22 protein-coding genes are annotated in these 24,604 nt (G+C 46.0%); 8 read left to right on the top strand and 14 right to left on the bottom strand.

The genetic code is table 11. The features are described from left to right. Positions 1–96: 96 nt before the first annotated feature. The 6 genes from MKY92_RS01110 to MKY92_RS01085 all read right to left on the bottom strand — a co-directional run bounded on the left by MKY92_RS01110 (position 97) and on the right by MKY92_RS01085 (position 4,782). Positions 97–324, bottom strand: a complete 228-nt coding sequence (locus MKY92_RS01110; protein ID WP_074096683.1) for a DUF896 domain-containing protein — start codon at positions 322–324, stop codon at positions 97–99. Between the two features lie 248 nt (positions 325–572). After that, positions 573–1,616: an SPFH domain-containing protein gene (locus MKY92_RS01105; protein ID WP_339298802.1), complete on the bottom strand. Its 1,044-nt coding sequence runs from the start codon at positions 1,614–1,616 to the stop codon at positions 573–575. 48 nt (positions 1,617–1,664) lie between these two features. Next, a complete protein-coding gene (locus MKY92_RS01100) occupies positions 1,665–2,465 on the bottom strand; it encodes a TPM domain-containing protein (RefSeq protein WP_339298801.1) in 801 nt (266 codons plus the stop codon). Continuing rightward, entirely contained in the window at positions 2,462–3,493 is a 1,032-nt protein-coding gene (locus MKY92_RS01095; RefSeq protein WP_047841485.1) for a hypothetical protein, read from the bottom strand. The genes MKY92_RS01100 and MKY92_RS01095 overlap by 4 nt, the downstream gene beginning before the upstream one ends. Positions 3,494–3,561: 68 nt before the next feature. Continuing rightward, on the bottom strand, positions 3,562–4,263 hold the full coding sequence (locus MKY92_RS01090) for a PspA/IM30 family protein (protein WP_339298800.1): 702 nt from the start codon (positions 4,261–4,263) through the stop codon (positions 3,562–3,564). Positions 4,264–4,563: 300 nt separating this feature from the next. Next, complete coding sequence (locus tag MKY92_RS01085) at positions 4,564–4,782, bottom strand: hypothetical protein (protein ID WP_339298799.1); 219 nt, start codon at positions 4,780–4,782, stop codon at positions 4,564–4,566. A 227-nt stretch (positions 4,783–5,009) separates the two neighbouring features. On the opposite strand from MKY92_RS01085, the gene MKY92_RS01080 reads away from it, so the two are divergent. The 7 genes from MKY92_RS01080 to MKY92_RS01050 all read left to right on the top strand — a co-directional run bounded on the left by MKY92_RS01080 (position 5,010) and on the right by MKY92_RS01050 (position 13,067). Continuing rightward, positions 5,010–6,692: a PrpR N-terminal domain-containing protein gene (locus tag MKY92_RS01080; RefSeq protein ID WP_339298798.1), complete on the top strand. Its 1,683-nt coding sequence runs from the start codon at positions 5,010–5,012 to the stop codon at positions 6,690–6,692. A gap of 167 nt (positions 6,693–6,859) precedes the next feature. Then, positions 6,860–7,846 carry a 2-keto-3-deoxygluconate permease gene (locus tag MKY92_RS01075; protein WP_339298797.1) on the top strand — a complete coding sequence of 329 codons (987 nt, stop codon included), beginning with the start codon at positions 6,860–6,862 and terminating at the stop codon, positions 7,844–7,846. 99 nt (positions 7,847–7,945) lie between these two features. Next, on the top strand, positions 7,946–9,241 hold the full coding sequence (locus tag MKY92_RS01070; protein WP_339298796.1) for a four-carbon acid sugar kinase family protein: 1,296 nt from the start codon (positions 7,946–7,948) through the stop codon (positions 9,239–9,241). Then, entirely contained in the window at positions 9,238–10,239 is a 1,002-nt protein-coding gene (gene pdxA / locus MKY92_RS01065; protein WP_339298795.1) for a 4-hydroxythreonine-4-phosphate dehydrogenase PdxA, read from the top strand. The genes MKY92_RS01070 and pdxA overlap by 4 nt, the downstream gene beginning before the upstream one ends. 333 nt (positions 10,240–10,572) lie before the next feature. Then, positions 10,573–11,139, top strand: coding sequence for a TetR/AcrR family transcriptional regulator (locus tag MKY92_RS01060; RefSeq protein WP_076210202.1), 567 nt, complete (start codon positions 10,573–10,575; stop codon positions 11,137–11,139). 123 nt (positions 11,140–11,262) lie between these two features. Continuing rightward, complete coding sequence (locus tag MKY92_RS01055; protein ID WP_339298794.1) at positions 11,263–12,384, top strand: ABC transporter permease; 1,122 nt, start codon at positions 11,263–11,265, stop codon at positions 12,382–12,384. Continuing rightward, a complete protein-coding gene (locus tag MKY92_RS01050) occupies positions 12,384–13,067 on the top strand; it encodes an ABC transporter ATP-binding protein (RefSeq protein ID WP_339298793.1) in 684 nt (227 codons plus the stop codon). Before MKY92_RS01055 ends, MKY92_RS01050 begins: the two co-directional genes overlap by 1 nt. Before the next feature lie 162 nt (positions 13,068–13,229). Here the strand turns inward: MKY92_RS01050 and MKY92_RS01045 are convergent, their stop codons facing one another. Further along, entirely contained in the window at positions 13,230–14,123 is an 894-nt protein-coding gene (locus MKY92_RS01045) for an AraC family transcriptional regulator (protein WP_339298792.1), read from the bottom strand. 199 nt (positions 14,124–14,322) lie between these two features. Between MKY92_RS01045 and MKY92_RS01040 the strand changes: the two genes are divergently transcribed. Continuing rightward, positions 14,323–17,496 (top strand): alpha-mannosidase, encoded by a 3,174-nt coding sequence (locus MKY92_RS01040; protein WP_339298791.1) that lies wholly within the window; start codon positions 14,323–14,325, stop codon positions 17,494–17,496. Between the two features lie 109 nt (positions 17,497–17,605). Here the strand turns inward: MKY92_RS01040 and MKY92_RS01035 are convergent, their stop codons facing one another. The 7 genes from MKY92_RS01035 to MKY92_RS01005 all read right to left on the bottom strand — a co-directional run bounded on the left by MKY92_RS01035 (position 17,606) and on the right by MKY92_RS01005 (position 24,568). Further along, positions 17,606–18,460 (bottom strand): aldo/keto reductase, encoded by an 855-nt coding sequence (locus MKY92_RS01035; RefSeq protein WP_339298790.1) that lies wholly within the window; start codon positions 18,458–18,460, stop codon positions 17,606–17,608. Positions 18,461–18,876: 416 nt separating this feature from the next. Further along, a complete protein-coding gene (locus tag MKY92_RS01030) occupies positions 18,877–19,077 on the bottom strand; it encodes a hypothetical protein (RefSeq protein WP_339298789.1) in 201 nt (66 codons plus the stop codon). Positions 19,078–19,252: 175 nt separating this feature from the next. Continuing rightward, on the bottom strand, positions 19,253–20,149 hold the full coding sequence (locus MKY92_RS01025) for a glycine betaine ABC transporter substrate-binding protein (RefSeq protein WP_339298788.1): 897 nt from the start codon (positions 20,147–20,149) through the stop codon (positions 19,253–19,255). A 433-nt stretch (positions 20,150–20,582) separates the two neighbouring features. After that, a complete protein-coding gene (locus tag MKY92_RS01020; protein WP_339298787.1) occupies positions 20,583–21,836 on the bottom strand; it encodes a mechanosensitive ion channel domain-containing protein in 1,254 nt (417 codons plus the stop codon). A gap of 146 nt (positions 21,837–21,982) precedes the next feature. Next, positions 21,983–22,624, bottom strand: coding sequence for a polysaccharide deacetylase family protein (locus MKY92_RS01015; protein ID WP_339298786.1), 642 nt, complete (start codon positions 22,622–22,624; stop codon positions 21,983–21,985). A gap of 183 nt (positions 22,625–22,807) precedes the next feature. Then, positions 22,808–23,683: a carbohydrate ABC transporter permease gene (locus tag MKY92_RS01010; protein WP_339298785.1), complete on the bottom strand. Its 876-nt coding sequence runs from the start codon at positions 23,681–23,683 to the stop codon at positions 22,808–22,810. 15 nt (positions 23,684–23,698) lie between these two features. Next, positions 23,699–24,568 carry a sugar ABC transporter permease gene (locus MKY92_RS01005; protein WP_339298784.1) on the bottom strand — a complete coding sequence of 290 codons (870 nt, stop codon included), beginning with the start codon at positions 24,566–24,568 and terminating at the stop codon, positions 23,699–23,701. Positions 24,569–24,604: the final 36 nt, after the last annotated feature.

Below are 24,604 nucleotides of genomic sequence, written 5' to 3'. Positions count from 1 at the left end.
ATTGAGTAGTTGTTAGAGCTATTTGAGTTAGTTAATTGATTTATAGTAGGTTTGTATTATCTTTAAATTAAGATATATGATCTAGCGAATTATATTCTAGTTTTTATTTTGATTGGCCTGTTCTTGTTTCAATTTATCAGGAGTCACGTCATCGCCGTTTGGATCATAGATGGTTGCATTCAGCAGAATGTCGTTGACCGAACCGCGAAAAGTTTGCAGATATTCCTGGCGAAGACGAACCTGTTCCTCTTTCTCCATCTCCGTCAATCCGCCCTCTTTGGCTTTTCTTGAAAGTTCATTTATTCTGGTCAATGTTGGGATCATCATCTTGATCTCTCCTTGTGTAATGGATTAAAGATATTCGTTTTGGCTGTTTTTATATTTAAATTAAATATCTTAAGTTAAAGATAAATGATTTATGATCGGTTGTCAACTTTTTTATAAAAATTAAATTACTGCACCCGTTCCTCTGCTCTACTCCATGTTGCTTTAAGTATGACTCCAAACAAAAAAGGGCTAGGTTCGCAGTAATTTCACTTACTACGAACCTAGCCCTACGTGTATTTATTTGATTAGCCCAGCTTTTGACCACAATTCGGACAGAAGTTGGCTCCTTCATTTTTGGCTCCACAGTTCGGGCAGAAGTTTGGTTTCTTGTTGCCTTCTGTAGATGAAGATGTATTTGAATCACCGTTGCTATTTCCCGCTGGCTTCTCGTCGGCATTCTGATTCGAAGACGAATTGGCATTGTTGTTCTGATTCTGGCCTTGGTTCTGGTTCATGTTTTTCATCATTTCATTGGCCATGTTCATGCCCATCATCATGCCCGCCATATCCGAAGCTGCGCCGCCGCCTTGTACTTTACCGGATGCGATGCCGTCTGTCATGCTGACCTGCTGATACTTTTGCAGATTACCAATCATCTCATGCGAAGCGGTCTTTGTAATCATATCCTGAATCTCTTTTGGATAATTGAAGCTCATCACCTGAAAACCGGTAATCCCAATCCCGATGTCCATCATCTGCATATCCAGATCTTCCTGAATCCCCTTGGCAATATCCGATGCATTGGCCTGCAGGTTGAACATATCCTTCCCTTCGCGGCTAATCCACTTCATTAGAAGCTGATCCAGCACGGAAGTGATTCGGATTTTGACATCCTCCACCAGATAACTCTGCTTGATCCCTGCAATCTTATCAATCAGGGTCACGTAGTCACTTACTTTAAAATTAAATGTACCGTTGGCCCGAATCGGCATCCCGCCCGGGAGTTGTGGTGTTGGAATCAACACAGGACTTTGCGTGCCCCAGCGCACGGTGAACTCTTTTGTATTTACAAACAATACCTCGACCCGCATGCCACTGTTGAATCCGAATTTGAATCCTTTTAATGTAGAAAGAAACGGAATGATCTCCGAATCGATATTAAATGAGCCCTCGTCCTCGAAAATGCCTTCCACTTTACCGTTATTCAGGAAAATAGCGTCCTGACCCGAACGGATGATAAGTTTACTCCCCTTCTTGATCTCCCGGTTACTCCATTTCCAAAATATCATGTCATCTCTGAACTCTTCCCATTCCACCACATTCGAAAACTGATTTCTGAAAAATCCCATACTCGTTCCCATCCCTTCTAATTATAAAATCCGTATACTCAGTAGTGACTAGAACGAACCTCTACTTCCACTGTGTGAGTGACCGCCTCGGGAGGTTCCGCCCCCTCCTCCTCCGCCACCATTGTTATTGTTCTTCTCGATCTTGCGCTTGGTTACGGTTGTGCGGATATAACGATCCTGACGATCAATTACACTGGAATTGCTTGAATCCTCATAAGTTGCACGATTGACCGTGACACGTCCCCCGGAACAATAGGTCATAATACCAACAACAATACCGCCAAGAACCACAGACACTCCCAACTGAAACCAGCCGTTAAACAAAATATTGTTCGGATTCACACCGGGTTCATACCCCATATATTTGTAAGAGAGCTCAATATATTTCTCAAATGCGAGTTTATAATCCCCACTGGACAATTCAGAGGTAATTCGGGTACGGATAGCATCAAGCCGCTGATCGCTCAGATATTCTTTTGCCTTATAAAACCCAGCCAAATATACTTCACGATTGTTCATATCCATCGTCAATATGACAGCATTACCAAATTTCTTATCGTAACCTAACCCCTGCTCATCATAAAAATCTTCTGTTAAGAGCATAACATCCTGATTCTCAACATTATTTGTTGTATAAATAACAAAGTCCGTCTGCCGTTCCGCGCCATACTGATTCGCAAGTAGATTCAATTCACTTTTCTCCTGCTCACTCAGCAGGTTGGCCTCATCGTAGATGAGATTTTTGCTCTCCGCTGCGGATGCCGATGACATGGGAATCAACGGAGCGACAAGGGTGATCACTAGTAAAAGGAGCGTAGCCATCACGGCCAGAGGGGTTCTTTTTCTCATAAGAATCCGCCTCCCATCATCCAGGAAACCAGCTTCAGTGACAACAACGAGACCGCAGAGACTCCTGCGAACCATCCGGCCACTTTGGCTTTGCTGATCGGCGGTTTACCGACCACTTTACCTGTCTGACCATTCATGGCAAACGTGTATTGTGCACGATTATAGTCATAGTTGACCATCCATACCGGGAGCAGCACATAGTCCGCATTTTTGAGCGTGGTATCAATCTGTTTGTCCGTGTAGCTCACGCTGCTATAACCGGATACGGTTGAAGCAATATAAGAATCAATGTAAGATCTCGTTTTATCCTTGGCCCGTGGAAAAAGTTCCTCGTCCGTATAACTATATTTTTCCGCAATGTACCCCGCCAGATACGGGGTCTTGAACAATTTCAGCTGATTATATGGAAAAGGCTCCAGCTTATCCATCAGTTCATCCTTCATTTTCTCCGATGCATCAATGGGCAGGTTCACGTAATTCAGCCGAATCCGGCGGTATATATCGAAATGCTGTGTTTCCGTGTAATGGTAGTCGCCCTGGGTGTAGGATCTGACCTTGGTGCCACGACCATGCACTTCGATTTTGTTATGTAACTCGTACAACCAGAACGGCACGTACATGCCAGTAATGCTCTGAATCCGATCGGCGGACATGAAGCCACTTGGCGTTAACAGGCCGTTTTTGCACCACTTTTTGAAAGCCTGCTTGGCTTGATCCTTGTTGATGGAAAAGGGAATCACCATCGCAGGGGCCAGATTACCCGTCAGCCGATCACTGAGTACAACCGCTGCACCGCAGAAACTGCATGTCGTCGCACTAGTCTCCGGCTCCGTCACGATGTCAGCTCCACAGCTGTTACAGTGGTATTCTTTGACCTCATTTTCGGTGAATACTTGTCTCTTCAAGGGGTCGGGGATCTGCTCTATGTTGTCTTGGCGGCCGCAGCTGGGACAGGATAATGCACCTGACACACTGTCAAAGATCATACCACTGCCGCAGTTTGGACATTTATATTCAATAACCGGCATCTGCTCACCTCAATGTTAACGAAATATGATTCTTTTCTGTCCTCTACGTTGTAGTGTACAAGTTAAACTCACTTCTTCAGCTTTTCCTGAATCGCTGCGAGTTCTTCCTCTGCACTTGGCGATGCATTCTCATTATTACCCGCATCTGCGTTCATGTCCCTCTCCAACTGGGCAATTAATTCGTCCAAATCATCTTCCTGTGCTCCAGCGCGAATTTCTGCCAAAGCCTCTGCTTCGTTCAGCGCCTGGTTTGCCTTGTCTTCCATGGCTTTCAATGCAGCATCAGCTCTGCCCGCAGATGCATTCCGTTCATTGGCCTGTTGCTGCGCCTTTGCATCTGCCATGCGACCTTTCAGTTCTGCATGCCGCGCTTCCAGTTGTCCCAGATCTGCAACCAATTTATCATTCATATGCTTCATCATCATCGCTTTGGCAGAAGCACGTTCATAGGCAACCTGTAATTCGTTCATTTTGTCAGCCAGCTTCACTTTCTTTTCCAGAAAACCGCGTGCCTTATCTTCGTCTCCCGACTCCGCCGATTTTTCCGCATACCGCTGTAACTTCTTGACCTCGGCGCTGCACTCATCGAATGCTCGCTTCGCACGGCTCTCATCTGACAGCACCGCTGCCGTCTCAGCCTTCACCTGACCCAGATCACTGCTCAGGCTGCGCATATATTCATTCACACTCTTCTCCGGGTCTTCCGCCCGCGACAACATGTGGTTCACATTCGCCTTCATCACGTCTCTAAACCTCGATAAGATTCCCATTACTCGTTCCTCCTCCGAAAAGTTCATATGTATACTATAATACATGAATACGCCCACATACGTTTCACATTTCACGATGGCATGTGGAGTTACAACGATCCAAATCCGTACTATAACAACTTAATATAAGAAGGGACAAGCACTTATAGTGTCGCCTTATGATCCAAAAATTTTCTCGTAATTATCAGTATCATTCTTCCTCAATCACAGTTCATTAATGAATTGCATACTTCATCTTTGATCCGATCTCGATCGGCGTTAAGGTTTTAATTTTGCTCCTATTCTACAACTCCCTCCTAACTATGGCTCAACCGGAAGGCTCTCCACCGCTGTAAAAAACACATCCAATAGCTCAACGTTGTATGTAATGCGGACGTATTCGGTTATTAACGCCACATCCTCTTCCCTTTGATACTCCAGACATGGGCGGCCTTCACTCCACAGCACCCTGCACGGGAACTTCCCGACAACATCCTTAATGATGTGATCCGGCTCAGCCACTTTATGAATCTCTCCCATATGAAATCTCCTCACTTCTCCGCACTTATCATGTGCAATTATCCATTAATTTTGAAATAGATGACGGTTCGGTTCAGTGCACTTCATCACATTCAACTCGGAGAATTATGGCGGCATATACATAGGCATTTTGCAGACATGACCGTGTTGCTTCCCCCAAAGGTGCCATTCCTCCGCAAGTTGGCTATAATAAGGGGATCAAAGTTTTCTATAAAGGCAGGAAAAATATGCGTACACGAGTTCACTTTATTGCTCCCTACGAATCGATGATTCCTATTATACAAGAGTGCATTCCTCGTTTTCCCCAGTTAACCATTCAGACGGACGTGGGCGACTTGGCGAACGGTGTGGAATTAGCAACTCAAGCTGAGAAAAACGGTGCAGAGATTATCATCAGCCGCGGCGGAACCGCCCAACTCATTAAAAAAGCAGTGACCATTCCCGTCATTGATGTGCAGTTATCGGGCTATGATATGATTCGTTCACTTACCCTGGCAAGCCAGTTTAACGGCCAGACAGCCATCGTTGGCTTCTCCAACATCACCTCTGGTGCACAATCGATTATCGATCTGATGGATCTGCCCCTCAAGGTCTATACCATACATAGCTCGGAAGATGTCGCACGATTGCTCCTGGAGTTGAAGGCTTCCGGGTACCGACAGATTGTCGGAGATGTGATCACCGTAAACACCGCGAAGACCTATGGTCTGGAAGGATTGTTAATCCAATCGGGCCAGGAATCCATCCTTAGAGCGATGGAGGATGCACAGCTGGTCTACCGTTATTTGAGCAAAAATCATGCGATATCGATCATCCTGAATGATCTGGTTACACGGGAACATCCGAATTTACTTATTTTAAATGAACGGAATGAAGTTGTATTCGAGAATCTGACCGATTTTGAGAAAAATCCGCTGACCGATAATCACATGTATCTGACCAACACCAGTCTGGAATTCCATCAATCCCACATCCAAAATGTGTTCATGGTGGACGATTACCAGCTCACGGTTAACGCCTATGAAACGACCCTGGACAACAAGAACTACAAGGTGTATATGCTGGAAAAAGGACAACCCTATGCCTTTGCACAATTCGGCATAACAACGTTCACGGACGCATCGATGGAGCCCATCGTTGCCGAATCCCCTGCCATGCAGGCGGTATTGAAGAACATTCGAGCACTTTACGAGAATCATGAACCGATCTATCTGCAGGGTGAAGCGGATTCCGGTAAATCTTTTCTGGTCAAACACATTCATCAGATGTACTCCGGTGGCGGACTGTTATTACAGATGGATCTCCCGCAAGTTCCGCCCGGTCATTTGCACAAGATACCACTCGCCAAGGTTAGAAATGTAGAGATTAACCACATGGAAACACGTATGGAAGATCCGGAGTTGCTCGCCTTTATCCAGAGTTGCCTTCAAAACCAGATAGGGGTGTTTATACTCGGAGAACAGATATTAAACCCGCATTGGTCACTTGATCTGGAGCTTAATACAATCATGATGCCAAATCTTGCAGATAGATCGGAGGATCTGGCTCCATTGATGCAGCACTTCCTGACAGATTACTACCAGAAATACGGAACTACTGCGGTAAGGATAAAAGAAGATGCACTACAGCTGATCCGGGATCAGATCACGAATATGAACGTCAACCAGTTGAAACATCTGATCAAGCAGGCTGCACTCAATGAACAGGATTATGTAATTACCACGGCTACCTTGTCCCGCTTGCTGGATCAGCAACCTTCTTCAAGCCCAATGAAGTTGAACGGTACGCTAAAGGAGATTGAGAAAGAAGTTATTCAGTTCGTGCTTCAGGAGGAAAATAACAATCAATCAAAGGCAGCAGAGCGTCTGGGGATTAACCGGGCCACATTATGGCGTAAACTTAAAGATTAACTTTAAGTTTGCGTCTTTTTTTATCGCTTTTATGTGTTGCATTTTTAAACATTTAACCGAGTGTTTAAAATTCACAATAATTTATTGTTGCTATATTAAACGATATGGGATAATATAATCCCTGCAAGCGCTTCATAAAAACGATTACTTCATAAGGAGCTACTACTATGAACATTAAAGCAACTTTAGATCGCATCCCTGGCGGTATGATGGTCGTTCCCCTGTTACTTGGTGCAACCATCAATACATTCTTCCCGAATGCCCTGCGCATTGGTGGATTCACGGAAGCTCTCTTCGTTAACAGTTCCAGTACGTTGATCGCGCTGTTCCTGTTGATTGCGGGTACACAGATTACGTTCAAAACAGCGGGCTCATCCGTCGGCAAGGGCGTTACCTTGCTGGTCATCAAGTGGGCGATCGGTGCAGCACTCGGTCTCGTTGCCATTCTATTTGCTGACTCAAGTGGATTATTCCTGGGTCTTGCCCCACTGGCCATTATTGCAGCAATGACCAACTCGAACGGCGGTTTGTACATTGCACTCGCTGGTCAATACGGCAAAGAAGATGACAAAGCAGCCTATCCATTCCTCGCACTCAGCGATGGTCCATTCCTAACCATGGTAGCGCTCTCTATCTTCGGTGCGATGGGCTTTGCCAACGGCATGTTCTCTCCTATGGCATTCGTTGCTGTATTGCTTCCGCTCATCGTTGGTGTCATTATTGGTAATCTGGACCGCAATCTTGCGGAGTGGCTGCACAAAGGCAGCGACAAACTTGTTCCGTTCTTTGCCTTCTCACTGGGTATGGGAATCAACTTCTCGTCGATCATCCAAGGTGGACTTGGTGGAATTATGCTTGGCGTTCTGACTGTTCTTCTCACAGGTGGAATTGGATTTCTGCTCTTTAAAGCCATCGGCTGGAACCCCATCGTGGGTGCTTCCGAAGGTTCAACAGCTGGGAATGCCGTAGGTACACCTGCTGCCATCGTGGCTGCTAATGCTTCATTTGGCCCAATTGCCGAGATTGCTACGGTACAAATTGCAGCGAGCGTTGTAACAACAGCCATCCTGTTGCCCATCTTCATCGGGTTCCTCTCCAAACGACTGGAGAAATCAGGCGGAGTCGAGAAATACAATCAACGACCAACCACATAAATGGGTATCAATCACCTGATTTAATGTGCTTAATCTATGCTTAATGGAGGATCTGAACGGACTTTTTATTAAATTGTGCTTACAAGGAGGGATGACTGCATGAAATTAGCCATTATTGCAGATGATTTGACCGGTGCCAATGACAGCGGGGTGCAGCTTGCCCGTCATGGCTTGAAGACCAGTGTTCTTTTTAATATGGATGAAGGCCCTCTTACACGTTACGATGCCGTTGTCTTTGATACAGATAGTCGTTCCATATCCTCGCAGGAAGCGTATGACCGTGTATATCGGGCTGCTGAATTGCTGATGAATAACGGATTTGAGACGATTTTCAAAAAAATGGACTCCACCATGCGCGGTAATATCGGCATCGAGATTGATGCTGTGTATGATGTCGTAAAGCCGGACTTTATGATGATTGCCCCGGGATATCCAAAGAATAACCGGACGATATTGGAAGGAATTCATTACCTGAACGGCGTTCCGCTGGCAGATACTGAAATTGCCCATGATCCGAAGACACCTGTAACGATTTCCTACCTTCCGGACTTGTTGAAACAACAGACCAAGTACGAAGTTGGCGAGATCACCGTCGCCGATCTGGAAGCCGGGCAGAATCATATTTGCACCAAGCTAGAGCAATTGAAAACAAATAATATCCCGTATGTAATGGTGGACTCCACCGAAGAAAGACATCTGGAACTGATTCTGCAGATGACTCGCGAGTTGGAGTATACCTGTACTTGGGCAGGTTCGGCGGGTATTGCCAATTACCTCCCCGCACATTACGAGTTGGAATCCAGGGCTGCGTCACTTGAGATCCCGGAGAATTCCGGTCCAATCCTAACGGTGGTTGGCAGCGTGAATAAAAACTCCCGCGAGCAGCTACATCGCTTGATGCGCAAGTCCCGCGTAGCTTCAATCTCCTTCCATTCCTTCAAAGCGGTATCCGCAACCGCAGACCGCGCGGAAGAGATGGAACGTGTCTATAACGAGGTCCGAGACAAAGCGCTGGAAGGACAAGATGTTGTCCTCTACTCCACCGCTGAACAGGTGGATATCGAACTGGCACGGGCAACGGGCGAAGTTCGTGGTCTCAATCACACGGAAGTCAGCAACGAGATTGTAGTTGCGATGGGTGAGATCTGTGCCAGACTGCTGGAAGAGGGACTGTTCAAAGGGGTATCCATGACCGGCGGTGACACGGCTAAGCAAATCTGTCTAAAATGGAATATTAGCGGCTTCGAGCTGCTGGATGAGCTTGAAATCGGCGTACCAATCTCCAAGTTTATCGGGATTGATGATCTACATGTGATTACCAAAGCAGGTGGATTCGGTAAACCCGATGTCTTTATCCATGCGATTCAAAAATTAAAAGGGGGTATTCTCGTATGAAACCTACAATTGGGATTACAATGGGCGACGCAGCAGGTATTGGACCGGAGATTATTATGAAAGCACTGGGTCATCAAGAAATGTACGATCAGTGCAATCCACTCGTTATCGGTGATGCGAAAATTTTGGAGCGTGTATTGCCGGTCATCGGTTCAAATCTGAACGTTAATGCGATTCAAGAACCTTCTGAAGCCAAGTATGAATTCGGTACTGTGGATGTGATTGATCTGAACCTCGTTCCTGCGGATCTGGAATACGGTAAAGTATCTGCCGTGGCTGGGGATGCAGCATTCCAGTTTCTCGCCAAAGCCATTGATCTTGCCAAAAAGCAGCAGATTCACTCCATCTGCACCGCGCCTTTGAACAAGGAAGCTCTGCATCAGGGTGGGCACCTGTATCCGGGGCACACCGAGATTCTGGCAGACCTGACGGATACACAGGACTTCTCAATGATGCTGACAACGCCTAATCTGCGCGTTATTCACCTGACAACACACATGGGTCTGATCGATGCTATTGCGAGTATTAATCCGGAAAGAACCTACACCGTCGTGAAGCTTGCTCATGATACGTTGAAAAAAGCAGGCTTTGAGGATCCGCGCGTTGCCGTATGCGGAATCAATCCTCATGCCGGAGAGAACGGCTTGTTCGGTAATGGTGAAGAAGAAGAGAAACTGCAGCCCGGCATTGAGCGTGCGCAGCAAGAAGGCATTAACGTCGTTGGTCCACTCCCTGCGGACACTCTCTTCTTCCGCGCTGGTCGCGGTGACTTCGATATCGTTGTAGCCTGCTACCACGACCAAGGCCATGCGCCGATCAAGGTAATGGGCATCGAGGAAGGCGTGAATATCACCGTTGGCCTGAAAGGCGGTATCATCCGTACGTCTGTCGACCACGGTACAGCCTTCGATATCGCTGGCAAAAATATCGCCGATGATAAAAGCATGCTGGCTGCCATCCGCTCCGCTATTGAGCTGGCGCCGAAAGATCTGGTTTAGAGTAGCTTTATATAGAAGGAGAAGGCATTCCCTTTGTAACTTAGAGGGTTTGCCTTTTTTGTATGTGGTCCACAAGTTTATAATTAAGCGAAAAGTGATTGGCTTGATCAACCCGATTACAATATGACCTTCCCAATCACTGGTATACCGGAGTTTTCAATTGGATTAACACCCATTATTAAGACAGCTGGTCTTGTTTTGTAGGATGCCTATCAAACATATGCTAAACTGGTCATAGTAAACTAGAGAAGCGTAGTACTTCTTCGTTAACAACACTCATCGATCGCGTGAAATTAACACATAGATTTTAAACGATAAAAAGGAAGAGATTTTATGGGAAGAAAACAATCTTTCACTGAGACAGAGCTACTGGACACAACAAAAAAGTTAATACTTGAGCATGGCTACGACGGTTTTCATCTCAAGCTGCTCTCACAGCATCTGTCTGGAGCCCGGAGCACGATATATCAATATTACTCTAATAAAGAAGAGATTGTTGCTGCTTGTATGAAGCGCTCCATATCAACCGTATTAGAGAATTCATTAGCCATTGATGAGACAGATCCAATGGATGCTCTCGAACAATTGCTCCTCATTTACGCAGAAGAATCTACGCTCCATCAACTTTTGGGAGATGCTAGTAAAATTAATACGACTAATTCTTCCGCAGCAGCGAGAGATATTGAATTTATTGAGAAAGCACATATGACTCTTAAAATTCAATTATCACGCTTGTTTGAACGCGCTCAGCAGGATCAAGCCCTGCGACAAGATATTCCTCTACCTGTACTTATTGGTGTTTTTTTTAACTTAATTAATACGCCTAATATGCTAAATATCCCTACGCCTGATTGGGGGAAGCTGTTGTTTCAAATGTGGGTTGGGGGAGCCAAGAGCTAGATTTATTCTTGGATTAAATTTGACACATGTGTCATTTATATCGTTTAATTATATAAACCACGTGGCTACACCTCTAATTTGACACATGTGTCAATAAAAACGAAAGAAGGAGTTGAACAGAACATGTTTTTAGCTATGAAGGAATTAATGCATAGTAAAATGAAATTTTTAATGATTATAATTATTTTCGTACTAATGGCTTGGTTAGTCTTTATTTTATCCGGTCTGGGGAATGGTTTATCTACGCTAGCTGCCTCAACATTCAAGACCATGAAGGCTGATTATGTCATCTTTGAAGAAGGGTCACAGTCTTCAATGAGCAAGTCACTGCTGTCAGATCAATTGGTTGCTGAGGCAGAAAAGCTGCCAAATGTGGATGCTGCTGCACCCATGGGAAGTACGATGGCAACAGCACTGAAAGAGAATAACACCAAGAATGAAGATAAGGTAGATATAGCGATTATAGGAATTGACCCAGGAAGCTTTTTGGAACCAGCTATTGTAGAAGGTGAAAGCCTGTCTTCCGAGAACCCTACGGGTGTCGTGGTGAATTCAACCATGAAAGATGAGGGCTATCAAATTGGGGACACGTTTCAACTGGATGGAACGACGGAATCATTGACAATTATCGGATATGTGGAGAATCAGACCTATAACCACGTCGCATCCGTATTTACTCCAATGGATGAATGGTGGCAGATTACCTTTGCGGCTCCAGGTTCGGATAAAGGAGTTACAGGACCCGTGAATGCGATCATGTTACAAGGCAAGGATATCGAGCCAAATGTAATTAATAACATGCTATCAGGTACGGATACGGTTACCCGAGCGGCAGCCGTTCAAGGTATGCCAGGGTACAAAGAAGAGAACGGTACGATTCTAATGATGCTTGCATTTTTGCTTGCGATCTCCGCATTTGTGCTTGGGGTATTCTTTTATGTGATCACGATGCAAAAGACCAATCAGTTCGGCATTATGAAAGCGATCGGTGCCAGTAACCGATTCTTGGGAAAAACCATTATCTCTCAAGTGTTTGTACTTTCACTGACTAGCATTGTTATTGGAATCTTGCTGACCTATGGAACAGCAGCGATCATGCCAAAAGGTATGCCATTCAAGCTGGAAACCAGTCTTGTTGTCACATATTCTGTTATCCTGCTCATTATCGCTATGTTAAGTTCGATGGTTTCTGTTCGTAAAATTACAAAGATTGATCCGCTCAAGGCGCTCGGGAGGGTTGAATAATGGTTAAGGGATTGCACATGAATGAAGTCACCATGTATTATGCCGAAGGAAACAATCAAATTACTGCACTCGATCATGTATCCATATCAGTAGAGCCGGGAGAATTTGTTGCTGTGGTTGGACCTTCCGGTTCTGGTAAAAGTACGTTCTTATCTGTTGCTGGAGCAATGCTTAAAGCCTCTGAAGGAGAGGTTCAACTAAATGGGAATAACATCTCTGCACTTACTGAGAAAGAACTGTCTAATATTAGGTTGCAAGAAATTGGGTTTATTATGCAATCTTCGAATTTGGTTCCCTATTTAAATGTTCTTGATCAATTGCTTGTGGTAAAAAGAATGTCTGGCAAGGTTGGAAAGCAGGATAAGGAATTTGCCACCAAACTGCTGGAAGAACTGGGGCTGGGTTTGAAGTTAAAAAGTTTCCCCGAAGAGTTATCCGGTGGTGAGAAACAACGGACAGCAATAGCTCGTGCTTTAATGAATAATCCCAACATCATTTTGGCGGATGAACCGACAGCAAGTTTAGATACCAAACGAGCACATGAAGTGGTCAGTCTAATTGCACACGAGGTAAAATCACGCCAAAAAGCAGCCATTATGGTTACCCATGATGAGCGTATGCTTGAATATTGCGATAAAGTATATCGGATGAATGATGGAGGATTATCCTTGGCAGAATCATGAGTATACTGATACATCAACATACCCGTCATATCCTTATCTATTCATGTTATGCAAGGCTTCTGCCCAGAAAATAACCACTTAAGTAGCACTTTAGACCTGTCCATCACTACCCTCGTACATCTCATCTAGGTGTTCAAGTCACTCGGGTCTCGCCCGCAAGCATCATCTTACGTTCGCTGAAGGTCTGCCCCGGCGATAGGCACTTGGGGACATTCCGTTCTGTTTGTTGAAGATACGATTGAACTGGGAGAAGCTTGTGAATCCACACTGTGCAGCAATATCTGTAATTTTTTCACTCGAATTCAGCAGCAATTGCTGGGCATTTCGAATACGGGTCATCTGCACATACTCCGTGAAGGTAAAACCAGTGACCCTGTTGAATTGGCGGGACAAGTGGTGGGCACTTACATAAAACCGCCTGGACACCTCATCCAAAGATAAATCCTGCTGATAATGGCTGTGAATATAAGAGGCAATGGCATACATGCGTCGGGACATCGATGATCCTGTCTCTTCACGCACATATCCATTCTCTGCCGAGTACCGATGAAGGGCACAGAGAAACTCCACGAACTTGCTATGAATCATAACCGATTGAAGGACAGAAGACTGCTGCGATATAGCAAAAATATCATTGATCGGCGCGAGGACTTCCTTGCGTCTTTCTTCTGTAAATCGGAATATCGGGACCGGTTTATTAAAGATCGAGAACAGCTCCGTGTAACCGCTCTCAAGACCAGGTGTATTACGTGGCATGGCAAAGGTGATCATCAATCGTTTCGGCGGGGCACCCTTCGGATATTGCGTTTTATGCAGCAATGAAGGCCGCAGCAGAACGATATCCAGAGGCTGGATCTCATATAAACTGCCTTCAATGATGTGCGCAGCTGTTCGATCCAGAAGAATACAGATTTCATAGAAATCATGGAAATGCTGAAATTCCATATTCAGTTCATGGGAGCGTTCGTCATAATCCAGATGATAAAAAAGCGAATCTCCAGGCTGGTTCACATGGATCGCATATCCCTGCTCGTATGCCAAAACCGATGGTGTCATGGACATGCCCCCTATCCTGATTCTAATGATTTTATTTTAGCATGAAATGCAATAAAAAGACGTTATTTTCAGCATACAATACGTAGTTTCGCCCATTTCTCTTTTGTTATGATAGAGTTGATATGTTAGCGCTTGCAGTATTATCGCTCCAACAATGACTACAGCCTGTACTTACTACAAACCAAGGTGGGATACCAACATGAAAATGAATTCCTTATATACTCGAATCCATACCATTGTTAAACACTTGGAACGTGCACGACTAACCTCAAAGACATATCTACCTGAGCTTTATCATAAAGAAAGTGGATACCACTCCTGGGAACTGGTGCATGAGGACCCTTCCTCCTGGAACGTATTCCGTAAGGGTGATGGCTGGGGTGGCAAAGATGTACACAGCTGCTTCAAAACCCGCATTCAAATCCCAGATCAGATGGAAGGAAAAAAGGTCGTGTGTGCCATCGTTACCGGTGCTGATGATATCTGGAATTACGATAATCCGCAATTTCTGGCATTCCTCAATGGGGAATTGATCTGCGGTCTGGATGTTAACCATACGGAGATTGACTTGACTCCATCCGCAGTGAAGGGCGAAGAGTTTGAGCTGGCATTATACGCGTATTGCAGTACGTCTGCAGCGGATGTTTTTCTAAATGTATATATCGCTGAGCATCATCAGCAAGTCTCCGATTTGTATTATGATCTCAAGGCTGCGCTGGATGCTGCGGATCTGCTGCGTGAGGATGATCTGGAGCGGCTGAAGTTAGTCGAACATCTGAATAAAGCCGTGAATTTGCTAGATTTGCGCCAGGAAAACAGCGCAGAATTCCATGCGTCGGTGCTGGAAGCGCGCCGATATCTGCAAGATCATGTCTATGGTAATATCCGCCCTGCCGGTGATCAAATCCCTACCGTGCACTGTATCGGACACACGCATATCGATGTGGCATGGCTGTGGACGCTGGATCAGACTCGGGAGAAGGTCATTCGCAGCTTTGCGAGTGTACTCTACTTGATGGACAAGTTCCCAGAATACACGTTCATGTCCTCTCAGCCCCAGCTGTATGCATACCTGAAAGCAGACTACCCATCCCTATATGAGAAAATTAAGGAAAAGGTGGCCGAAGGCCGCTGGGAAGCGGAAGGCTCAATGTGGCTGGAGGCCGATTGTAACCTGATCTCGGGTGAATCCATGATCCGTCAGATTATATACGGGAAACGTTTCTTCAAGGAAGAATTCGGCGTGGAGAACCGTGTCCTCTGGTTGCCGGATGTATTTGGTTATAGTGCAGCGATGCCGCAGATTATGCGTAAGAGCGGCATTGATTATTTTATGACAACCAAAATTGCCTGGAATGATACAAATCAGATTCCAAACGACACGATGTACTGGCGAGGAATCGACGGATCAGAGGTCCTGACCCATTTCATCACAGCAACAGACTATGACAAACATCCTGATTTCAGGCAGCGCCGCTTCGAAACGACCTATAATGGACGATTTAATGCTTCGCAAGTGAAAGGCACGTGGCAGCGATACCAGAACAAAAACATCAATGCAGATGTCCTGCAATGTTTCGGATTCGGGGATGGCGGCGGCGGACCAACCGAGGAGATGCTGGAGCATGGCAGACGACTTGATGTTGGATTGCCGGGTGTACCCGCAGTGAAACGTACCTTTGTACGCGAGTTTTTCGAGAAGCTGGAGCAAAATCTCGCGGATGTTCCTTCCGTTCCTCGCTGGTCGGGTGAGCTGTATCTGGAGTATCACCGGGGTACCTACACGTCCATGGCGCGTAACAAACGGTACAACCGTCATAGCGAATTTGCGCTGGCCGATGCCGAGCTGTATGCCATGATTCATCGTCAGGCGAATGCACAGGCGGCCTATCCAACCGATGCACTGGAGCATGCATGGAAGCTTACGATGCTGAACCAGTTCCATGATATTCTGCCGGGCAGCTCCATTGAGCAGGTATATGTGGATTCCAAGGAGCAATATGAAGAAGTTCTGCGTGTCACGGATGAGCTGAAAGACAGTGCGCTGAACGGCATTGCAAGCCGAATTACATCTGATGGCGAAGCCATTGTGGTATTTAACACCACCGGATTCTTACGGACGGATGTGGTTGAACTGCCTGCTTTTGCGAGAAAAGTAACCATCTATGATGGAGATCGCCCTGTACCAAGCCAGCGGACTCCCGAGGGAGGCCTCGTGTTCCTTGCAGAGAACGTGCCTGCTTCCGGGTATAAATCTTTCCGAATCACACCAGATCTAACAGACGAGCTTGTCGCGGGAGTTTCGGTTGCACAGTGGGAAGCAGATCGGCGCCACATCCATACACCTTGGTACGATATTCACCTGAATGAAAGTGCCGAGTTCACATCCGTATGGGACAAGCTGGAGGGCCGTGAGCTGCTTCAGTCTGGCAAGCGTGGTAACGTGCTGCAAGTGTTCGAGGATCGACCTGCGGAATACGAGGCATGGAACATTGACGACTATTATGAACAGCATATGTGGGAGATTAACGACCTGCAGTCGCTGGAGTGGGTTGAAAGTGGGCCAGTACGTTCCGTGCTTCAATTGAAGCGACAGTTCCTGGACTCGATCATTGAGCAGACAATCATCTTCTACGTGCATACACGCCGGATTGATTTCCGTACGTTTGTGGACTGGAAGCAGGAGCATTTGCTGCTGAAAGCCGCCTTCCCGCTCGATATCTGGAGTGAGAAAGCAGTCTACGAAATCCAGTACGGCAACGTTGAGCGTGCTACCCACCGTAATACGAGCTGGGATCAAGCCCGGTTTGAAGTATGCGGGCAGAAGTGGGCCGATCTGGCGGAGAACGGGTACGGTGCTGCTCTGCTGAACGACTGCAAATACGGATATGATATTCATAACTCGGTGATGCGACTGTCACTGATCAAGAGCGCAACGTACCCGAATGAAAATGCCGACAAAGAGCAGCACGTATTCACCTACGCGCTCTATCCGCATCAGGGCGACTTCCGTGAAGGACGTGTCATCCAAGCCGCTTATGATCTCAATCGTCCGCTGGTTGCCCGTGAGATTGCATCGCAAACCGGTACGTTGCCGGGAACATGGTCACTTGCATCGGTCGATCAGGATAATGTTGTGCTGGAGGTTATCAAAAAAGCCGAGAACAACGATGATATGATCATCCGTCTTTATGAAGCATACGGCCGTCGCAGCCGTGCTTCTCTGCAATTGCCTGAGGGAGCAGGTGCTACGGCGTACGCCTGTGATTTGCTCGAGAACAACGAAGCGGAATGCGCTGTGGAAAATGGTCGAATTACTTTTGATATCAAACCGTATGAGATTCTGACCTTCCGTATCCCTGCCGGACACTAAACAGAACTTACGTAACATGGAAAACTGCAACAATGCTTACTATGCTTCAACAATAAAGGGCTGCCTCCTGTCATATCTGACATGGGAGCAGCCCTTCATTTGTCGTTCTTTAAAATTCTTCGTATTCGCTTGGGTCCTGATCCCACAACCGTCCATCCGGACGATTAAATGCAGAGATGACCTGCATCTCTTCTGTGCTCAACTCAAAATCGAATATATCGATATTTTCCTGCTGATGCTGCAAGGAGCCGGCTTTCGGAATTGGAATGGAACCCAGCTGAACATGCCAGCGCAGAATGATCTGGGTTGGCGTTTTGCCATGCGTTTCCGCGATTCGAAGAATGTTCTCATCCTTGAGAATATCCTGTACGGCATCATTGCCACGTCCAATCGGACTCCAGGATTCGTTCACGATGCCATGCTTCGTATCTTGTTCACGCTGATCGGCTTGGTCGAAGAATGGATGCAGCTCAATCTGATTCAGACTCGGTGCTATGCCCGTTTCCTTGATCAGCCGTTCATTGTGTTCAGGAAGAAAGTTACTCACTCCAATGGATCGGATATATCCACGCTTTTTGGCTTCGATCAGCGCTTGCCATGCCTCGACATACATGTCCTTCTTCGGATTGGGCCAGTGAATCAGATACAGGTCATAATAATCCAGATCCGCTCTGTACAGGGATTCCTGGATCGCCACAAGTGCTTTATCATGAGCGTGATAACGCCCCGGCAACTTCGAGGAAATAAGCAGATCCTCTCTGGCGATGGAGCTTTGCTTGATTGCCCTGCCCACCGTTGCCTCATTCTCATAGTTATACGCCGTATCAATTAATCGATAACCCGCATCCATTGCCGACGCGATCGATTTAACGCCTTCTTCACCTTTTAAACTATAGGTACCAAATCCAATTGCAGGTACTTTCAAGCCATCGTTCAATGTATACTCCGGAATGTGATGATTCATGTAAGAACTCCCCTTTGTGAAATATGATCTTCTACCCTTATCTGGAGAAAAATTTACCCTCTCGAATTATCTTAACCCCTTGTATATGCTTGAATCAAATCGCACAACTATTGCTAGGTTCCTTATAAATGTAAAAAAAGACACCTGTCACAAAGAACCAGTGTCTTATAATATAGAGCCTCACATCACACACGATATATCTTACATTAGAAATTGATTGCAATATTTTTGGCTGATGTACTCTCTCGATGAAATCCATAACCGAAATGCCAAAACAGCCTTTGGTATTGGTCGTAAGAATGTATTTACTTTCGGGTTCATATAGTCCTGTACTGAGCGAATGTCATATCGAATCTTCTCAGCAATACGATCTTGCCTCTTGCTTCCCCAAGGGTAGAGACATGGTCGGGTAGCAGTCATTTATCAGGATTCTTGGCGACATATGATTTGAATGTTTCCTCATACGTGCGCGTATTATTCGCAGGTGTATGCTCTTCTTTACCACCTTTGCTTGTTTTGGTTTTACCCTGATCATTAAACGGAGCCAGCTTGATGATCACATCACTTGTAAAGGCTGACGTTAATTCCGTACGGATGTCTAGATGTCTATACTTCAACTCTACTTCGCTATTGTTTGCATATTATTACGTCCAAGTAACGAATTTTAGAAAGTGGGTGTATATGTAAAAACGGCCACCAATTATGGTGACCGCCACGTATCTCAATTCCATTCGTAGTGTCCTCGGGACAAAGATATACTCTTTCTTTTCATGAAGTAACATCGATGGGAACTTAAGACTGCAAATCTTCGATTGAGTTCACATCTTCCATATAGGAGGGAACAGCCAATCCAGATTTTACATTAACCATATTAGCGCCCAGATCATCCAGTCTGTCACCATATTGCTCCCAATAATCTGAATGTGTCACTGGTAGCCATGCAGCTACAATCGCATCCACATCGCCGTTGGCAACACCGAGCCACATCGGTCCGATCTCCACTTGCAACGCTTTGGCTTTGTACCCCAGCTTCTCTTCGAGCACATAACGGACGACATTAGTACTGGCAAGCTCCGAGTCCCAAGCTACATAACTCAAGGTGAACGGATCTCCATTGACGGGTTTCAGTCCTTCAGTCCATTCCTGAACTTTATCTTCATGTCCATCCACCCACTTGGCCGAAGCGGTTTCCGGTTCCATTCCATTCTGTATGTCTACCATCACTTCACCCATATCTTCCGACGTCCAGTTAAAACGATCCAGGAATTCATAGGCAACCGGGTGGTCCTTCTGAAGTCCAAGGCGCGCAATCGAATGAATCTCTTCAGGTTCACCATATGTCATCTTCGGATCATCCAGATACTTCAGGTCATAGGTATTAAACATCCAGTGCGGAGACCAAGCAACAAAGACAATCGGTTCTTTATTTTTATACGATCGATCCAACTGGGCTGTCATACCTGCTGCTGAACTTTCCATCAACGTCCAATCTGATAACTCATAATCCTTCATTGCCTGAGCTGTCAGTCTCATTAGACCCGCACCTGGGTCTGTTCCTGTAATCTTATAATTAACCTGCTCCCCGACACTCGAGGTGTCTCCAACTGTAGCAGCATTGGAGGAACATGCACCTAGTGTGAATACCGCAGCTAAACTTGCAACCATCATCCATTTTTTCATTGCCTTCATAATAAATCTTCCCCTCTGTGATCCTCGTGTTGTTTAGATACTAGCGTTACATTCTGCAGAAATGTAGACATTCTTAGACATAATACGACAGTCGCTCAATCAACTCCGTTATGATAACAAATAATGAAACCGATCTCAAACAATAAAAAGCGTTTGTTGCGTACATACAGAAAAAACTGTATAAACTGAACTTGTTTTTAAGCGGTGATACGCTTTTATACTTCCAGATGCTATAAATTTATCTTCGTTGTACTGTACCGAAAATATTTTTTTATTTTTTTATATTTTATGTTAAAAAAGGGGTGTGATCTTAAATCTCATACTGACCCTTTCCGAAGTAGTTTGTATCATTTTAAAACATGAGAAACACAAAAAAGACCACCTAGCGGTGGCCGTATTTCTTAGAGGATCAGAGTAGTGTGTAATACCTCTCTCAATACTCTCGTGCATATTGCTTATCCTCTTTCAGTTGCACAATATCATGTCCGGTTGGATTCTGGAACGCCCGAAGCCCAAATGTCGAAGCAACCGCAAAGATATGATCAAAGATATCCGCTTGGATTGATTCATACACTCCCCAGGCAGTATCATTGCTAAAAGCATAGATCTCCAGAGGCAGCCCGTTATCTCCCGGTGCCAGCTGTCTGACAATGAGCGTCATATCCTTATGAATTTTTGGATGATTTCTCAAATATTGATGGATATATTCCCTGAACACACCCACATTCGTGAGCTGTCTTCCGTTCACATTGCTTTCTGTATTCACCTGATGTTCCATGTTGTATGCATGAATTTCTTTTGTTTTTGCTGTGACATACTCAGTCAGGTAGTGAATCTTCTCAAACTCTGCCACCATCTCCTCGGTACAAAAACGGATACTGCTAATATCAATATAGACGCTTCGCTTAATCCTTCTGCCGCCGGATACCTGCATACTTCTCCAGTTCCTGAAGGAATCGGAAATCAGGGCGTAGCTCGGAATCATCGTAATGGTCTTATCAAAATTCATAACCTTTACCGTGTTCAGTGTAATGTCGATCACGTCACCGTCTGCATTATATTTCGGCATTTCAATCCAGTCACCTACGCGCACCATATCATTCGAAGATAGTTGAACGCCGGCCACCAGACCCAATATGGAATCCTTGAACACCAGCATCAGTACAGCCGATAACGCACCAAGTCCACTGAGAATAATCAACGGATTCTGTCCGATCATGTTCGAGATGACGACAATGCCACCAATGATGTATAGCACAATTTTCGCGACTTGAATGTATCCCTTAATCGGTCTGATCTTGGAGACATCATAGGTACGATAGATGTCATCAAACACATTGAGCAGCGCGTTGAGCACTGTGATCATGATAACGATCATGTATGTCATCGCAGCCTTTTCAATCAATGCCTGATAGGATGGAAAGATATAAGCAGAATAATAGATTATAATGGCTGGCACAAGATGCGACAGTTTCTGAAATAAATTTTTTTGAACCACAATATGGCCCCACTTGAAACGGTTGTTACTTACGATACGATGCACCGTCTTCAGTACCACTCGCTTGGCAATCACATTCGCCAGTACGGAGATCACCGCTATAAAAATAACCATAATCACATTCGAAAGGTATCCAATGGAAGGTCCACTCATGCCGAGTTCTTCTAGTTGATTTCTGATAAAGTCCATTGTTTCCTCCTGACATAATCTAGTTTAGCCTATTATTATAAAGTAGTTTGAGAGGGCAAGCAAAGTTTGTGCTTCCGCTCCGTTCTTCCTATATAAATTATATATAAAAAGGACCCAGTCATTCAAAGAATGATGGGTCCACTTGATTATGTCGTCTTTTCATCATGCTCACTAGAAATGTCTAACAAATCACTCACCGTAACCAAACGGTACCCTTCCCCCACCAGTTCCTCCACCAGCATACGAACCGCCTCCACTGTCTGGGAACGGTCTCCATACCCGTCATGGAATATCAGCACGCTGCCAGGTTTTACCGCAGACCGGGTATGCTCCACGATATGCTCAACGCCGGGATTATCCCAATCTTTCGCATCACCGTTGACCGCACCAATCGTGCGATATCCACGCTCCGCCGCCAGAGACAGTATATCATCGTTTACGCCAAAATACGGCGGGCGGAAGCAGCGGGCAGGTTGCCCCGTAACTTCTTGAACAAGATTTTCTGAGCGTTGCAGCTCCACCCCGGCTTCCTTCAGCGTCAACTTGGTCAGGTCCGGATGCGTGTATGTATGGTTGGCGATCTCATGCCCTTCACGGTGCACCTCCGCCGCAATCTCCGGGTGGTTCTCCATCTCTTGGCCAATCATGAAAAACGTCGCCTGCCCACCGGCACGCCGGAAAATCTCAAGCACTTGAGGTGTATACACCGGATGCGGCCCATCATCAAACGTGAACGCCACAACCTTTTCCCGAACAGACTCCTGCTCTACCATCGCGATATTGACCATAAATAATGACCCCTCTCTGCAACTGCCTGGCTACTTACCCCCTTATTATTCCATGTCCACAGGCTCCAGTCTAGTCCAGAGATTACTCCTTGCGAAGTCCGGAATCAAGCCGATATCTACCAGAAAGAGAGTACAGTGAGCGAGCAGCAAGCCCCTTCTTACGCTCCCCAGTCCAGCCTCCAGCTAACCTTTGACCGCACCTGCGATCATACTCTTCTGCACCTGTTTGTTCAGCAGCAGATAGATGACCACCGTTGGCACCGTCGTAATCATCAGTCCCGCACCAATGATACCCCATTGCGTAATGTACGTTCCCACCATCGACATCATGCCCACCGTCAACGTCTGGTAAGCCGTGTTATTGATAAACGTAACTGCAAACATCAGCTCATTCCAGCATGATAGAAATGTGAAGATGGCTACCGTTGATATAGCCGGGGTTACCAGAGGCAGAATAATAGAGAAAAATGTCCGGTATATGCCGCAGCCGTCGATAACCGCCGACTCCTCCATCTCTCTTGGGATACCTTTGAAAAAACTGCCCAGAATGAATACAGCCATCGGAATGCCAAATGCCACATAGGGAATGATCAGAGACCAGTAACTGTTGAGCAGGCCCAGATTCTTCAAAATAATAAACAATGGCAGCAGCGCCGCATGAATCGGCACCATCATGCCCAGCAAAATAATCGTCATCGTCAACCCGCTGAGCTTCCAATTCATTCTTGTGATTGCGTATCCCGTCATGGAGGACAGGATCAGCACCAAGACAATGGAGGCCGCAGTAACCAGCACACTATTCATAAAATAGGTCAGCACATGGCCGTCGGACATTGCTTTGGTGTAATTGCTCCATAGGAACGCTTTGGGCAACCCGGCTACATCACCGCTGAAAATCTCACTGTTATCCTTCAGGGAAAACAGCGCCAGCCAGATGAGCGGGTAGATCTGCACAATCGCAACGAGGATCAGAAACGCTTGCAGGAACACTTTCCCGATCGGTCCGGAGATGGACCTCCTCTTGGGATTTTTTTGCAACATGACTTCTACGGTACTCATGCCTTTCACCTCCCTCTACTCCGTTTTGAACAATGAATTAATGAGGATCGTACACACCAGACACTCCACAATGATAAAGACCGAGATCGCACTGCCATATCCGTACCGGAACGTATCAAAAATGGTAGCGTACATCAGCGTGCTTGGCACTTCAGTGGTGTAGAACGGTCCGCCGCCCGTTAGCACATAGATCAGGTCAAACACCTTGAATGCGCCGATGACGGAAAAAACAAGGCTTACCTTCAGAATTGGCTTCATCAGCGGGATCATGATGGACCACGCCGTGCGAATACGGGAAGCACCATCCATTCGAGCAGCTTCAAGCACATCCTGAGACACGGACTTCGCACCTGCATACATCAGCAGCATGTGATACCCTACGTACTGCCACAAGGTCGGAATAAACGATGCTGCCAGGGCGGTGTCCTTCTGCCCCAGCCAATCCTGTGCCAGGCTGGATAAGCCGATACTTTGCAGCAGCACGTTCAGCAGGCCATAGTCGGCATTGTAGATTTTTGACCACAACTGGGCAATAACCACCGTTGAGATCAACACCGGAATGAAATACACGGTCCGGTAGAAGCCTTCCCCCTTGACGTTGGACGCCAGAATCAGTGCGAGCACCAACGAGATCGGCAGTTGAATGAACACCGAAGCACCCGCGAATAAGAGAGAGTTTTTGATCGAATTCAGCACACGGGTATCCTTAAACATCTCTACATAGTTGTCCAGGCCGATAAATTTACCCCTGCCTACGCCGTTCCAGTCCAGCAGACTGTAATAACTGGAGACAAAGATCGGAATAAGCACAATGCCGCAGAACAGAAGCAGTGTCGGTAGTACGAAGACGGCTATCGTGCCTTTATTGGAAAATACAGAGTTCATAGTTGTTCTCCTCTCAAAGGCGTGACCGGGATATTC

The sequence above is a fragment of the Paenibacillus sp. FSL R5-0623 genome, assembly GCF_037974265.1.
In the GTDB taxonomy this organism is placed as follows: Bacteria; Bacillota; Bacilli; order Paenibacillales; family Paenibacillaceae; genus Paenibacillus.
Note: the sequence above shows the minus strand (reverse complement) of the source record. Positions and strands in the feature narration are given on the sequence as shown.

What these genes read in the sequence shown, in the direction of transcription:
- MKY92_RS01050 (WP_339298793.1), top strand. Translation starts at nt 12,384, where the DNA reads ATGGTTAAGGGATTGCACATGAATGAAGTCACCATGTATTATGCCGAA.
- MKY92_RS01025 (WP_339298788.1), bottom strand. Translation starts at nt 20,149, where the DNA reads ATGAAGGCAATGAAAAAATGGATGATGGTTGCAAGTTTAGCTGCGGTA.
- MKY92_RS01085 (WP_339298799.1), bottom strand. Translation starts at nt 4,782, where the DNA reads ATGGGAGAGATTCATAAAGTGGCTGAGCCGGATCACATCATTAAGGAT.
- MKY92_RS01040 (WP_339298791.1), top strand. Translation starts at nt 14,323, where the DNA reads ATGAAAATGAATTCCTTATATACTCGAATCCATACCATTGTTAAACAC.
- MKY92_RS01090 (WP_339298800.1), bottom strand. Translation starts at nt 4,263, where the DNA reads ATGGGAATCTTATCGAGGTTTAGAGACGTGATGAAGGCGAATGTGAAC.
- MKY92_RS01055 (WP_339298794.1), top strand. Translation starts at nt 11,263, where the DNA reads ATGTTTTTAGCTATGAAGGAATTAATGCATAGTAAAATGAAATTTTTA.
- MKY92_RS01080 (WP_339298798.1), top strand. Translation starts at nt 5,010, where the DNA reads ATGCGTACACGAGTTCACTTTATTGCTCCCTACGAATCGATGATTCCT.
- MKY92_RS01105 (WP_339298802.1), bottom strand. Translation starts at nt 1,616, where the DNA reads ATGGGATTTTTCAGAAATCAGTTTTCGAATGTGGTGGAATGGGAAGAG.
- MKY92_RS01035 (WP_339298790.1), bottom strand. Translation starts at nt 18,460, where the DNA reads ATGAATCATCACATTCCGGAGTATACATTGAACGATGGCTTGAAAGTA.
- MKY92_RS01095 (WP_047841485.1), bottom strand. Translation starts at nt 3,493, where the DNA reads ATGCCGGTTATTGAATATAAATGTCCAAACTGCGGCAGTGGTATGATC.
- pdxA (WP_339298795.1), top strand. Translation starts at nt 9,238, where the DNA reads ATGAAACCTACAATTGGGATTACAATGGGCGACGCAGCAGGTATTGGA.
- MKY92_RS01005 (WP_339298784.1), bottom strand. Translation starts at nt 24,568, where the DNA reads ATGAACTCTGTATTTTCCAATAAAGGCACGATAGCCGTCTTCGTACTA.
- MKY92_RS01015 (WP_339298786.1), bottom strand. Translation starts at nt 22,624, where the DNA reads ATGGTCAATATCGCGATGGTAGAGCAGGAGTCTGTTCGGGAAAAGGTT.
- MKY92_RS01110 (WP_074096683.1), bottom strand. Translation starts at nt 324, where the DNA reads ATGATCCCAACATTGACCAGAATAAATGAACTTTCAAGAAAAGCCAAA.
- MKY92_RS01060 (WP_076210202.1), top strand. Translation starts at nt 10,573, where the DNA reads ATGGGAAGAAAACAATCTTTCACTGAGACAGAGCTACTGGACACAACA.
- MKY92_RS01020 (WP_339298787.1), bottom strand. Translation starts at nt 21,836, where the DNA reads ATGGACTTTATCAGAAATCAACTAGAAGAACTCGGCATGAGTGGACCT.
- MKY92_RS01010 (WP_339298785.1), bottom strand. Translation starts at nt 23,683, where the DNA reads ATGAGTACCGTAGAAGTCATGTTGCAAAAAAATCCCAAGAGGAGGTCC.
- MKY92_RS01070 (WP_339298796.1), top strand. Translation starts at nt 7,946, where the DNA reads ATGAAATTAGCCATTATTGCAGATGATTTGACCGGTGCCAATGACAGC.
- MKY92_RS01100 (WP_339298801.1), bottom strand. Translation starts at nt 2,465, where the DNA reads ATGAGAAAAAGAACCCCTCTGGCCGTGATGGCTACGCTCCTTTTACTA.
- MKY92_RS01075 (WP_339298797.1), top strand. Translation starts at nt 6,860, where the DNA reads ATGAACATTAAAGCAACTTTAGATCGCATCCCTGGCGGTATGATGGTC.
- MKY92_RS01045 (WP_339298792.1), bottom strand. Translation starts at nt 14,123, where the DNA reads ATGACACCATCGGTTTTGGCATACGAGCAGGGATATGCGATCCATGTG.